The organism is Lactobacillus sp. W8172 (assembly GCF_016102055.1).
Classification (GTDB): Bacteria; Bacillota; Bacilli; order Lactobacillales; family Lactobacillaceae; genus Lactobacillus; species Lactobacillus apis_A.
Genome location: NZ_JACFPG010000001.1, coordinates 14,886 through 28,643, shown reverse-complemented (window position 1 = coordinate 28,643; position 13,758 = coordinate 14,886). Strand labels below are relative to the sequence as shown.

Genomic DNA, 13,758 nt, shown 5'->3' with positions numbered 1-13,758 from the left:
TGTTTTTTACCGATACTTTTATACCAATGTACCGGTAATTTTTAAAGGAGTAGTAATGGAAAAGCAAAAAATAACTGATTTCGCTGAAAAAGTAATGGATAAATTTAATTTACCTAGTCTAGGCTTTGGTGTATATTACAAAAATGAAAGCTACAGCCACGTCTACGGTGATGCAAATGAAGATAGTCTGTATCCATTGGCTTCTATTTCTAAGTCATTCTTAGCTACAGCAATTTGTCAATTGGCTGATGAAGGCAAAATTAGCTTAGATGATCCATTAAAGAAATATTGGCCTGACTTTAAAATGGTCGACAAATATGTTGAAGATCACTTAACATTCAGGGATGCATTAAGTCATCAAAGTGGCTTACCAGCACATGATTTAATGCGTTTTACTAATATGAATAAACATGATCTTTCATTAAAAGAAAAAGCAGAGCATGTCGGTTATTTACAGCCCAATCACGAATTGCGTGTAAAAATGCAATACAGCAACTTGGTTTATGCTGTGGCTACCTACGTAATGGAACAAGCAATCGGTCAAGATTACGGTTCATATGAGCGTGAACACCTTTTAAAGCCACTACACATGAATGACACATACATCAACCATAATGAGGCTCCTCGTGACCGCATTCCTAAACCATATATTAGAGACAATGATGTAACAGAAGAAGTACCATTTATTGCCCCTGGTAAAGTTGGTGGTGCCAGCAGTATGCTAGCTACAATTTCTGACTTGCTAACTTGGGCAGAATTTCAACTGAAAACCCAAAAATCAACCAAAGATGAAGTGACAGCACAACGTTATTTACCACAATCAATTATGTTACCTAATCGTCCTTACGGTGGGGCAAACTTTGGTGCTTATGGTTTGGGTATGATGATGGAAGACTATCGCGGTCACAAATACTTCTATCACAGTGGCTCATACATTGGTTATTGCTCATTCCTTGGTTTTGTTCCTGACCTTGACCTTGCCTTTGTCTTTACCACCAATATGGATTCAACAGATTCAATTTTTGCTCTTGGCTATCAAACAATTGATGAAACTTTAGGAATTCATGATACAGATTGGGCAGACAAAGTAAGTAAAATCATGGCAGATAAAAATCGTGCTCGTGAAGATAACATTGCTAAGCTTAAAGGACCATCTCCAAAAGCAGTAAAAGCAACAGTTGAATTACTCGGTGATTATCAAAATCCAGGTTACGGTTTGGTTACCCTCTGCGATGAAAACGGTGAACTAAAAGCTACTATTGGCAAATGGAATTATCCAGTAATTGAAAATGCAGACGGTAAAATGTTCATCGAAGAAAGATTATACCAACATGGCCTAATTCCAATTACATTAGGTAAAGATAAAATTGCACTTCAATCTGATCCTGCACTTAAAGAATCAACTGAATTTACAAAAGTAAAATAAAAAACTAAAAAGGCACTGCAAATTGCAGTGCCTTTTTATATATAGAAAATCATCTAGTTTATTTGACTTTATCTAATGAGTCCTTAACTGCTTCCTTAATTGCGCGGCTAGTTTGTGAAGCACCAGAAACTGCATCAACATCATACGTGTTTTCTTCGACCATTTTTTGTGGCAATTCTTTCACTGCCTTTAGACCATAGTCGTCACTCTCAGTTTGTTTCAATATCTCAACATTTTTAATCTGGCCATTATCACCAACTGTAGTCCGGACAACGACACCGTCACCCATTCCTTGGTTGCTATAACCTAAATATTGGTTCTCACCAACAGAATATTGTCCTTTGTCCTCATCACTGGTTGCATCAAAATTACTATTTACAGCTGCTTCGTTAAGGTCAATACCACCAGAAACTGGTAAATCCTGCTTAAGCATTGCCGCGTTTTCTCCAGCAATTTTACCAGAAATCAAGCAATCCGCTACATTACCACCAGTAGTATATTTGTTAACAAATGGTGATCCTAATTCTCCAGCTTCATACAGGTGTGGAATTGGTTGGTTATTAGAATCAAGAACTTGGCAGTGTCCGTCTCTTCTTCCTCCACCTTGCGTATTAAGCATATTTTGTCTTAAAGCAATTGCATAATAAGGTCCATTTACGCTAAATTTACGCAAAGTTTTTGGATCTCGATGAAAGGCATAATCCTTGCCTTGTTCAGCCATAAAGTTAAATTCTTCAATTGTTTCAGTCAAATTAGTAGCACTCTTATTAATTTTCTCTGCTAATTCTTCGATTGTTTCTGCTTTAATAGCTTTTTCAAGGTAACCAGGAACTTTTAGACCATCATCAGGTTCATTCTTTAGTTCATCATATTTTTGTTGATCAAAGATCATGTATGGGCGCTCTTGATTTAGTGGAACAACCCAGTCGCCGTGGTTATAAATATGACCATGACGGTTCATTTCGGCTTCGTTAAAGTAACGTGTACCATCATCACCAACTACAACGACACTACCAGTTGAACTCTCTTGCCAAAAGACATTCAAAGCGTAAGTCGAGCGAACACCCTCTTTTTGACGCAATGATAAACCGTGGAATTGTCCCAATGATTCAAATGATCGCATATTCCACAATTGAGCATTTACTTCTTGCAGCATTTTAATGCCGTCACCTTTATTATATAGGGAACCAATTGGTGACAAATAAGGCGATTGCAAAAACGTTTGAATCATTTCTTTATTATTTTCGAAACCACCTACAGCCAAAATCACACCATTCTTGACTTTGATATTTCTTAAAACATGATCACGTTCAATTTGAACACCAATAACTGTTTTTGAGACACTGTCTTGAATTAAATGCTTAGCTGGAGAAGAATACCAAATATCAATTTTATCTGAGCGATCAATGACCTTTTGTCTCAAAATCTTCCACAAAGCTGCGTCATCAACGCCTTCGTGAACTAAATAATCGTCATATGAATCTGCATCAGGTAATTCAGGGTATTCAGTTACGTATGCTGTTGAAGGCGTTCCTGCGAGCATTTTTTTCATACTTACTGGCTCAACATCTAAGTACTTTCTAAAATAGTTTCCCATGTTAGCCATACCTTCAATCAAGTTTTCAAAAGCTTCATTGTCTGGCTTAAGCGGTGCCGCCATATGTTCATGGTAGTTCTTTAATGCTTCATAGTCAGTACCAGCACCAACCATTTGACCTGAATATCTTGTATTACCACCTTCATGGCCCTCAGGGGCACTATCTACTAAAAGAACTTTTGCACCGTTATCAGCGGCAAATCTAGAAGCAGTTGCACCAGCTCCACCAAAGCCCAAAACGGCTACATCATATACTGCATCCCATTGAAATTTTTCGTTATTAACCATTTTTATTCTCCTATATAAACTGTTGTTTACTCTTTTATTTAACACTATAATTCAAAGTATGTGAAATACTTAATTATTGAAATCACTATTACAAAATAGGAATAGGTGAATAAAATGGATAGTCGGTTGTTAACTTTTTTGGAAGCACTTGAAAGCAGTACGTCTTTTTCCGAAGCTGCACAAAAGCTTTATTTATCCCAGCCTTACGTCAGTCGTGTCATCAAAAAATATGAAAAACAGTACAATGTTACTCTAATTAATCGTAATTCTCACCCCGTACAATTAACCCCTGCAGGGCATCTTTTAATCACTTATTTGCGCAAAGATTTACAATTACAAAACGAATTAACTAATAAAATGAGAAAATATGAGCAAAGTTCTTTTCCCACATTACGAATGGGAATTACTCCCCCACTTGGAGAGAACTTTAACTTAACCATATTACCAATTTTATTGGAGAAGTTTCCTAACTTAAAAACTTCTACACTAGAACTTAGTACAGCTGATGCAGAAAAAGCGTTTAAAGATGAACAACTAGATTTGTTTGTTGGTAATATTATTCAACTTCCAGGTATTAAAAGTCAAAGCCTGCACAAAGATACTCAAGTTTTAGTTTTAGGTAGAAATTCAAAGTTATACCAGCCTCGTCAAAAAGAAATCCCTTTTTCTCTTAACAAACTTCATGAGCTCATCCAGGAAAACTTTATTATTGTTGATGGTGAACGTCATTATCAAGAAATTATTAATAACTACTTTAATAAAATTGGCCTTCATTTTTACCCACAAATTCACGTTCGAGATTCGCTCACTGCCCTTAAGCTAGCGAGCAAGGGATTGGGAAACATGACAACTAGTATTGAAATGGTTAAAAATGATAGATTTAGCAATATCAATTATATTGTGTTGCCGGTTAATGAGATTAATGTCAATTTTGCGGTTTCTACTGATACGGCAAATATTCAGCTGGCAGAAGAAATTAGCGAAGTTAGCAAAATACTGAAAAGAACTTTTACTACTGAAATCTTAACATACTAATTTAGTGTGCTGCATAAAAGCTACGATGATATTTAAAAGCAAAAGTAATATAATATATTCTGAATTTTACGCATTAATGCAAAATAGAAAGGTAACTTATTTATGAAAACAGTTTATCTGGTACGTCATGGGCAAACTTTGTTTAATGTTCAACATAAAATTCAAGGCTTCTGTGATTCACCATTGACCGAATTAGGTATTAAACAAGCTTTGACTACCAAAAAAGAATATTTTGATTGCAACCAGATTACTCTGGAAGAAGCTCATTGTTCTACTTCAGAACGCGCAGTTGATACTCTAAAGCTGATCACTGATTTACCTTTTTCAACTCACAAAGGGTTGCGTGAATGGAACTTTGGTACTTACGAGGGCGAGGGTGAACATTTAAATCCGCCCCTTCCTTATAATGACTTCTTTGTTCAATTTGGCGGTGAATCTCAAGTTGAGCTAACTAAGAGAATCAATAAAACCATTACCGAAATAGTTACAGAGTCTAGCCATGAACAAATTTTAATCGTTTCGCATGGAGCTGCTATTGCAAACTTCTATCGGCAATGGGAAAAGTACAACACCTTTACGCGTAAAGATCGAATCAAAAACTGTTCAGTATTGAAATATACATTTAAAAACGATGTTTTTTATTTACAAGAGCTTTTTAATCCAAGCTGCTAATTGCCTGCGCATTTTTACTTCTTAGAAAATTTAGATTCTTGTTTTACATTTTGCCACCAAATACTGGAAAATGTCCAGCAGAACCGTAATCAAAGCTAGTAATATTTTCCAAAGTAGACATATCTTCAGCGCTTATTTCAAAATTCAGCTCTGCATCCTGCTTCATGTGATCTGGATTTTTTGCTTTAGGTAGAACTACAGTGTTTAATTGCCAATCGTAGCGAATACACAATTGAGCAACGGAAACATCATATTTATCTGCAACTTTTTTAATTGTTGAGTTATTCATTGCTTCTCCGTGTGCAACTGGAGAAAATGATTCAACCACAATATCATTTTTTTGGCAAAAATCGATTAGTTTCTTAGGAGTTGCCCCAATATGACATAAAATTTGATTTACCATTGGTTTAGTATCACTGTTAGCAATCAGATTTTGCAAATCCTCTGGTTCAAAGCTTGAAACACCAATAGCTCTTAATTTACCCTCCTTCATTGCATCCTCTAAAGCACGCCAGGTTTCTAAGTTTCCTTCAAAATGACGATCAGAAGATTGATTTACTTCTCGCCAAGGTTGTGGATTATGAATGATCATCATATCTAAGTAATCAAGTTCCATCCGTGTGAGAGTTTCATCAATTGACTTTTTCGCCTCTTGATAGTTTTTGATTTCAGCCTCAACTTTTGAATTAACAAAAATTTGGTCACGTTGAATGCCAGATTCTCTTATTCCTTGACCAACCCCTTTTTCATTATGATAAGCCTGTGCGGTATCGATATGACGGTATCCCATCTTTAAAGCGGCTGCTACAGGTGAAGCCACTTCATCGTCTGGAATTTCCCAAGTTCCCAAAGCTAATTTAGGGATTTTTACTCCATTAGTAAGTGTAAATGTTTCATCAAAAATCATAATTGTCCTCCCATATGTTTTTCTTGAGTATAGTTCTTAAAGTCCACTTTAAGTCAAGAATTTTTCCACTCATTTAAAAATTAGAGAACTAGCTTTTTGAAGTACAAAAAAAGCCAGTTTTAAACTGACTTTTTGCTTTTTAGATTATTCTAAGTTTAATGAGCTCTTATCAAATGCAACTGACTTAATCTTGTCGTCGATTGATGGAGTACCTAACCAAGTAATCATTTCCTTCATTGAGTCAGTGATTGCTTCAGTACCAGGAAGAAGAAGCTTACGAGGATCGTAACCCTTGTTGTCCTTGTCTTCATCCTTGTGAGCTTCGAAGTACTTACGAGTAGCTTCTTGGAATGCTAATTGGAATTCAGTGTTAATGTTAACCTTTGAAATACCAAGTGAAATAGCCTTCTTAACTTGTTCTTCAGGAATTCCTGAACCACCGTGTAATACAAGTGGAACTGAAACAGCATCAGCAATTTCCTTTAGACGGTCAAAGTTAAGACCCTTCCAGTCGGCAGGGTAAACACCGTGGATGTTACCGATACCACAAGCAAGCTTGTCAACACCAGCAGCAGCAAATGCCTTTGCGTCTTCAACAGAAGCAAGTTCTCCACCTTCGGAACCTTGGTTTTCACCAATCTTACCGATTTCAGCTTCAACTGAAATGCCGCGTTCGTGAGCCAACTTAACGATTTCCTTGGTCTTAGCTAAGTTTTCTTCAGTTGACAAAGCATGACCATCAAACATAACTGATGAGTAGCCAAGTGCAATACATTCCTTAGCAGCTTCAAAATCACCATGGTCCAAGTTCAAAACAACTGGAACTGAGATATTCATTGAATCCATTGAGTCTTCAACAATATCCTTAGCAACCTTGTAACCACCCATGTACTTAGCAGCACCCATTGAAACTTGGATTAAAACTGGGGTTCTAGTTTCCTCAGCAGCTTGCAAAATTGCACGAGTCCATTCCAAATTGTTAGTGTTATAAGCACCTACTGCATAATGGTTTTCACGCGCATCTTTAAAGATTTGGTTACCATTATCTAAATATGCCATTAATAATTACCTCCTATTAATCTTACAGTCACATTGTACCGTAATAATGAAGTGATGAGCAATCTTTTAATCAATGTAAACGCTATTTTTGCAAAAAAATTACATTTCTTTTGGTGCATTTACACCTAATAATCTTAATGCTTCAGTTAAAACAATTGAAGTGGCTTCAACCAAGGCTAAACGACTATTAATCTGCTCATCTTCAGTCAAAATTTTAACATTAGCGTAGTACTTGTTAAACTTTTTCGCAACATCTAAAGCATATTTAGCAATTACAGAAGGTTCAAACTTGTCACTACTACGTGCAATGATTCTAGGAAAATCAGCTAGAGCCTTAGCAACGCTAAATGACCAATCATCATTGAGACTATTATTTGAAAGGCTAGGTTCTTGACCCATCTTCGCGGCTTTGCGTAAAACACTTTGAGCACGCGCATTGGTGTATTGAACGTATGGACCAGTGTCACCTTCAAAACGAACAACTTCATCCAAGTCAAAATCAAAGTTTTCAATTCGATCATTTTTCAAATCGTGGAAAATAACTGCACCAACACCTACATCATGCGCAACTTGTTCCTTATTAGCCAAGTTAGGATTCTTTTGATCAATTTGCTTCCGCGCAAGGTCAACTGCATCCCCTAAAACTTGATCAAGGAAAACAACATTACCCTTTCTAGTAGAAAGCTTTTTGCCATTTTGTGTGATTAAGCCAAATGGAACATGATGGACTCGATCTGCCCAGTCATAACCCATTTTCTTAAGAACAGTTTTTAATTCTACGAAATGTTGTGCTTGCTCATTCCCAACAACATATAGCATTTTTACAAAATGGTAAGTGTTCATCCGATAAATTGCGGCTGCCAAATCTCTTGTTAAATAAATACTACTACCATCAGATTTAACAATTAAAGCTGGGTTTTCATCTTCACCCATATCAACAACTTGGGCTCCGCGAGATTCGTGCAACAAGCCCTTTTCCTTCAATTCATCAATAACAGGCTGCATTTTGTCATTGAAAAAGGCTTCACCTTTATAAGAATCAAAATCTACGCCTAATTCTTTATAGATCCGCTTAAAGTCAGCTAAAGAAACCTCACGGAACCATTGCCATAATTCGACTGCTTCAGGATCACCGTCTTCCAGCTTCTTAAACCAAGCACGTCCTTCATCATCCAATTTAGGATCTCTTTCGGCTTCTTCATGGAATTTAACATAGTACTTAAACAAGTTCATGATAGGGTCTTTTTTGACGTCTTCTTCATTGCCCCAGCGCTTGTATGCATAAATCAATTTACCAAATTGAGTACCATAATCACCAAGATAATTGATTTTGATTGGTGTGTAACCAACCTTTTTCATTGTTTCTGCAATTGAATTACCAATCACAGTTGAACGCAGATGGCCCATTGACATTGGTTTTGCAATATTAGGACTCGACATGTCGATAGGAACATTACCTTCACCTAACTTCTGGTCACCATAGTGTTCTTTTTCACTTAGCACCTCATCAAGAGTTTGACTGATTAGCTTTTCATGGTCAATTGCAAAATTGACATAAGGGCCAACTGCCTGAATATTTGCAAAGTCAGCACTAGTCAAATTAGCTGCGATTTCTTTTGCAATTTCTGCTGGATTTTTATGCATTGTTTTTGCCAAGACGAAAGCAGGAAAAGCATAATCACCCATTTTTTCATTTTTAGGCCGTTCGATTAACTGACTAATCTTATCTTTTGGTAGATCAACTTGGCTTGAAACCAAATCAACTACTTTATTTTTAAAGTCCATCGTTACCTCCAAAATCAAACAAAAAGTCTCCTCCTTACTTAAAAGGAAGAGACGAGTTTTTACCCGCGGTACCACTCTAATTGACACTAAGTATCCGCTTATTTAATTTGTTATCTTTTTATATCGTTAGGCACGCCTTCGGCTATTTTTCCAGTTCACCTTACACCAACGTGAACTCGCTAAAAATGGAAAAGATACTTACTACTCCTAACACCTTACAAAAACAGATTATAACAGGAAAAACTGTCAAAGCCAACCGTTTTAATTGTTTTTGATTATAACTTCGGTGTTTGCCGGTACATGCTTCATTATCCAATATGCATCAGGCACACTTAATCTAATACAACCGTGTGATGAGGGCTTAATACCCATTTTTTTTGCTTCTTTTTTATTGTACTTGCCATTGGTTTTGACGGGAACAGAATGAAATAAATAGACATTGTCAGTGTCAAAGCTTGTCCAATAATTCGCGCCTTCATTTAATTTAGGATTGTAAAAGGACGCCCCACGATTATTCTGAATCTTAAATGTACCAGTCGGCGTATATGACTTGCCATTGTGATACTTTCCTGCACTTGAAACCATTGTGTATACAACATGATTGTCACGTAAAATATAAACGCGATTCCCTTTTAAGGAGACACGAATCGTTAAATCATTTTCAAGACGTTTAACTTTGGGATAGGGTATGCTTTGACTTGGTTTACGCCAATTGATTGGCACATTTAAAGTTTTAGGGTCTTTATAAGGACGATAAGAAGCTGCAGTCTTAGTTGCCGTACTTTGTTTTTGAGGCAAATTTGCCTTTTCTTGTGTTGGAGGCATTGAAACGCGCGCCAAACTAATCGCACAAATCAAAAGTATAAAAAAAGTAGCGAGCGGTTTTAATAAGTTGTCTTTCATGTTAACCGACCTCCTTAGGAAGCTCTCAGGTCTATTTTACAATCTTTTACAAAATAAACTTATTGATCTTCAAATTCTTTCATTAATTTAGGCAAAAGTGCACTGATTTTAGTTGGTTGAACAACATAATCTCTTTTTGCAATGATATCTCCAGCCAGTGAATGCAAGTAAACTGCTGCTAAAACTGAATCAATGTTGCTACCAAACTGAGCTACAAATCCACCTATTATTCCAGCTAAGGTATCTCCCATGCCTCCTACTGCCATTCCTGGATTACCAGTAGTATTTTCATAAATATTTCCGTTTGAATCATAAATGTGAGTATGATTTGATTTCAAAACCAAAATGCCATTTTTATTAGGAAAAAGATTAACAAGAGTAGAAAGATTGGCACTATCAGTTTGATAAGGTATTCTGAGCTGGCTGACGCGTTGCCACTCCATTTGATGCGGGGTGAGGATCACTAAGCCAGCAGCTTGTGGAATTAGTTCATGATTAGTTGCAATTAAATCAAGCGCACTGGCATCTAAAATCAATGTTTGCTTACTTGTAATTTTTTGGCATAACATCATCAGTATTTTTTTACCAAACTCATTAGTACCCATCCCTGGTCCACAAATAATAACATCTACTTTTGGAACTAGTTCTGCCAAGTCGCTGCTACGCCAATCGATGTACATTGCTTCTGGATCGCGGGCATGAAGTGCATTTAAATTAATCGAGTGACAAGCCACAGCTACCAGGCCTGCACCACTTTTTAGTACTCCTTCAGTAGCCATGATAATCGCTCCACCATAGTTTTCGCTACCACCAATTAGCAAAACCCTGCCATAATCGCCTTTATGACTAGCACTTTTTCTCTTTGAAATTACTTTTGTTAAAATCTTTTCTGTTACTTTTGTCATTTTATCCTCCAAATAGCCAGTGCCAGAAGCGAATAAAGATATTTACTCTATCAGTTGACGTTTGCGCTTGAGCTGGAAGCATGATGCCGTTTGGCTGCTTTAGCGAAAATAGTTTTGAATTACCTGACTTGAAATAATATGAACTGACTGTTTGACCCTTAGTGATTGGGGCTTCTACTGTTTTTTTAGTTAGACCAACCGAAAATGTTTCATCAACAGGTCGCCAAATAATTGCTTGCTTCTTTAAACTAATATTAACCTGCTTACTTTTTCCATTATGCACATTAACATTAGTTGAACCAATAATTGCTTGGTCCTTATTCAATTTAATTGGTTGATACTTTTGATAAACAAACGATAATAATTTCTTGGTTTGTTCAAATCGAGCTGGATCAGCACTATTTAGGTGTTTAGCCCCCATAACAACAGTGATAACCCTCGCTCCCTGATGCTTCGCAGTGCCAATAAAACACGCACCCGCTGCATCAGTTGTACCTGTCTTCAGACCATCAATGTTGAAATTGGAACTATGTTGCGATAACCCCTTAAGCATCCAATTAAAATTTGTCATTGGTGTTTTGGTAGCTTGATCTACGAAATCCAAATGGGCAATTCTAGTTGTCTCAATTATTTCTGGATACTCATTTAGTAAATGCTGACCAACTAGGGCCATATCTTTAGCCGACATTAGATTTTCTGCATTTTTTTCAGCTCCAGGATAAGCGTCACTCCCTACACTTTTGTTGGGCAAGCCACAAGCAGTATATAGCTTGGCATCTTTTATGCCCCATTGCTCTACTTGCAAACGCATTTGCTTTACAAAGGCTTTTTGTGAGCCACTAATAGCTTGAGCTAATAACATCGCTGCACCGTTTGCCGATTCAATTAAAGTGGCTTGATACAACTGCTTAATTGTATAAGAATAATTCAGTTTTAATGGCACATTGGAAAAAAGTCTATTATTCGCCACCTTGACAATTTGCTCAGTTGGTTGAACTTCAGTATTCCAAGTGATTTTTTTATCATCAATTGCCTTCAATGTTAGATAGGCTGTTATAAGTTTCGTCATTGAGGCAATTGGGAGTGGCTCGTTAATATTTTTACCATATAAAAGCTGACCTGTGCTACTATCAATGGCAAGAGCAGACTTTACATCTAAATCCAATTGTTCTTGTCTGTAATTGTCCGGTATTGCCTGAGCCGATATGGTCTGTGTCGGTAATAATAATGTGACTATGGTAACAAGTACCACTAAAAGCTGGGAAATTTTTCGTTTCAAAATGGAGATCACCTTCCAATATCTTTTTTGGATATTTTTAGTTTTATGATTACATTCTATCAAATTTTTGGTATCATTATTACTAGATTGAATAAGGCCCCGATGGCGGAATTGGCAGACGCGCAGCGTTCAGGTCGCTGTTTAGGTAACTAAGTGAAAGTTCGAATCTTTTTCGGGGCACTAATTTGAGAAGCTAATCATTGTTGATTAGCTTTTTTTGTATTAAAATTTAGTTAAGTGAGGAGGGTTTGTCATGCAGAAACATTTAACTAAATCAAGAGATAAAATTTTAACAGGTGTTTTTGGTGGAATTGCTGAATATTTTGGTTGGGACAAAGCTTGGACTAGAATCGGTGGAACAATTCTAATTTGTTGCACTGGCTTTGGTTTGATTGCATATATTGCTGCTGCAATCGTGATGCCTGACAAACCAAAGCACTCTGATACTCCAGAGGGCGATTTTCATAAACTATAATATTCCAACTACAATTCCATTTTAAAAATTTAGAAGTGCTTCAAGTAAACTGCAGTTAGCTTTTACTTGAAGCTTTTTCATTGTCTACCATAGAGAACGCACTATCTGAATTTAATTACCCAACCAGTTTGACGCTTTTGCAATTATGGAATATTATTTAATAAATTCTTAATGCAATGAAAGGTTAAAACATGAGCTTAGACGTTAACATTTTGCCCCCAGACTACATTGATTTCACCATAGGTGATTTTCGCTCTGGTGTAGAACCGACAGTTATCGAAAAACTTACGAAAAAAGTTCAAACAGACGGTAACGGTTATACACCCGGTCTTGGTCTACCCCTTCTTAGAGAAAAAATTATTTCTCACTATCGAGATACTTACGGTATTAAAAATATTACTACGGAAAATATTCAAATTACTGTATCTTGTTTGCACGGCGCATTTTTAGCCTTAAAGTCAATTATCACATCGAAAGACGATGAAGTAATTATTATTGCACCGTATTTTCCTTCCTATATAAACTTAATTAAGGGAGCTAACGGAACACCAGTTGTAGTCAAATCAATTGCTCCAGATTTTGCATTGCCAATTAAGCAAATTCAGGACTGTGTAAGTGAAAAAACTAAAGCAATTATTATTAATTATCCAAATAATCCAACTGGTGTCGGACTGTCAGATCAAGAACGTAATTTTTTAAATGAACTTGCTCTAGAAAAGAATATTTTTATCATCGATGACCATGTTTACAGTGATTATCCAAGCACACATCCCTACAAACCAACATCTACAGATATTTCTCATCAGGTTCTAGTAAGCAGTTTTTCAAAAAATTTTGCGATGCCTGGTATCAGATTAGGTTACGTAATCGCTCCTAAGAAAATCATTGACCAAAATGCTTTTTATAATGAAGGGATTACCTTCAGCCCGCCAACCATTAGCCAATATATTGGTGAAATCGTATTAGATAACACTTCCCAGTATCAACAACATTTAAAGGATATTGAACAAAAAGGTAAATCAGTTGCTCAATTATTCCGTTCAAGTAACTACTTTAATTCCTGCACTTATAATGGTGGCCTATATCTATTCGTCAAAGTGACAGATGAAATCAAGAAGCCAGCTTTATTTTATACACTCTTGGAAGAGCACTTCCACGTTTTAGTAGCACCTGGAGATGAATTTGATTACTCAAATAGATACTTTAGAATTTCTTTGTCTGCAACTAACGATGACTTGCATAAAGGTGTCCAGAAAATTATTGATTGTGTTGATTATACTTTAAACTTTAAGCAATAAAATCTTGCTAAGTTTTACAATTAACCTACTTACTACTAGTTAGATGAGACAGCATTGCAACTTTAACAAGCAATTGCTAAAATGAAGTTCCTTGGCAGGGGCAGCAAGCTAATATATTATTTTTAGCTT

The 13,758-nt window shown here is 36.4% G+C and carries 12 protein-coding genes and 1 tRNA gene; 6 read left to right on the top strand and 7 right to left on the bottom strand.

The window, feature by feature from the left end:
* Positions 1–55: 55 nt before the first annotated feature.
* The gene (locus tag H3R21_RS00135; protein WP_198182287.1) at positions 56–1,426 is read left to right on the top strand and encodes a serine hydrolase; all 1,371 of its coding nucleotides are present in this window, start codon (positions 56–58) and stop codon (positions 1,424–1,426) included.
* A 58-nt stretch (positions 1,427–1,484) separates the two neighbouring features.
* Here H3R21_RS00135 and H3R21_RS00130 read toward each other — a convergent pair whose 3' ends face one another.
* The gene (locus tag H3R21_RS00130) at positions 1,485–3,311 is read right to left on the bottom strand and encodes an FAD-binding protein (protein WP_198182286.1); all 1,827 of its coding nucleotides are present in this window, start codon (positions 3,309–3,311) and stop codon (positions 1,485–1,487) included.
* A gap of 114 nt (positions 3,312–3,425) precedes the next feature.
* On the opposite strand from H3R21_RS00130, the gene H3R21_RS00125 reads away from it, so the two are divergent.
* Positions 3,426–4,346: a LysR family transcriptional regulator gene (locus tag H3R21_RS00125; protein WP_232352294.1), complete on the top strand. Its 921-nt coding sequence runs from the start codon at positions 3,426–3,428 to the stop codon at positions 4,344–4,346.
* A 102-nt stretch (positions 4,347–4,448) separates the two neighbouring features.
* Positions 4,449–5,018 (top strand): histidine phosphatase family protein, encoded by a 570-nt coding sequence (locus H3R21_RS00120; RefSeq protein ID WP_198182284.1) that lies wholly within the window; start codon positions 4,449–4,451, stop codon positions 5,016–5,018.
* Positions 5,019–5,061: 43 nt separating this feature from the next.
* Here H3R21_RS00120 and H3R21_RS00115 read toward each other — a convergent pair whose 3' ends face one another.
* The 6 genes from H3R21_RS00115 to H3R21_RS00090 form a co-directional block, all read right to left on the bottom strand.
* On the bottom strand, positions 5,062–5,925 hold the full coding sequence (locus tag H3R21_RS00115; RefSeq protein WP_232352273.1) for an aldo/keto reductase: 864 nt from the start codon (positions 5,923–5,925) through the stop codon (positions 5,062–5,064).
* 144 nt (positions 5,926–6,069) lie between these two features.
* A complete protein-coding gene (fba, locus tag H3R21_RS00110) occupies positions 6,070–6,984 on the bottom strand; it encodes a class II fructose-1,6-bisphosphate aldolase (protein WP_109715677.1) in 915 nt (304 codons plus the stop codon).
* Positions 6,985–7,083: 99 nt separating this feature from the next.
* Complete coding sequence (gene argS, locus H3R21_RS00105) at positions 7,084–8,769, bottom strand: arginine--tRNA ligase (RefSeq protein WP_198182283.1); 1,686 nt, start codon at positions 8,767–8,769, stop codon at positions 7,084–7,086.
* Positions 8,770–9,030: 261 nt separating this feature from the next.
* The gene (locus H3R21_RS00100) at positions 9,031–9,672 is read right to left on the bottom strand and encodes a L,D-transpeptidase (protein WP_198182282.1); all 642 of its coding nucleotides are present in this window, start codon (positions 9,670–9,672) and stop codon (positions 9,031–9,033) included.
* A gap of 59 nt (positions 9,673–9,731) precedes the next feature.
* Positions 9,732–10,577: an NAD(P)H-hydrate dehydratase gene (locus tag H3R21_RS00095; protein WP_198182281.1), complete on the bottom strand. Its 846-nt coding sequence runs from the start codon at positions 10,575–10,577 to the stop codon at positions 9,732–9,734.
* Between the two features lies 1 nt (position 10,578).
* Complete coding sequence (locus H3R21_RS00090; RefSeq protein ID WP_370628082.1) at positions 10,579–11,859, bottom strand: serine hydrolase; 1,281 nt, start codon at positions 11,857–11,859, stop codon at positions 10,579–10,581.
* A 93-nt stretch (positions 11,860–11,952) separates the two neighbouring features.
* Here H3R21_RS00090 and H3R21_RS00085 point away from each other — a divergent pair.
* The 3 genes from H3R21_RS00085 to H3R21_RS00075 all read left to right on the top strand — a co-directional run bounded on the left by H3R21_RS00085 (position 11,953) and on the right by H3R21_RS00075 (position 13,629).
* A tRNA-Leu gene (locus H3R21_RS00085) sits at positions 11,953–12,036 on the top strand.
* A 73-nt stretch (positions 12,037–12,109) separates the two neighbouring features.
* Positions 12,110–12,331 carry a PspC domain-containing protein gene (locus H3R21_RS00080; RefSeq protein WP_198182279.1) on the top strand — a complete coding sequence of 74 codons (222 nt, stop codon included), beginning with the start codon at positions 12,110–12,112 and terminating at the stop codon, positions 12,329–12,331.
* 191 nt (positions 12,332–12,522) lie between these two features.
* A complete protein-coding gene (locus H3R21_RS00075; RefSeq protein ID WP_198182278.1) occupies positions 12,523–13,629 on the top strand; it encodes a pyridoxal phosphate-dependent aminotransferase in 1,107 nt (368 codons plus the stop codon).
* Positions 13,630–13,758 lie beyond the last annotated feature (129 nt).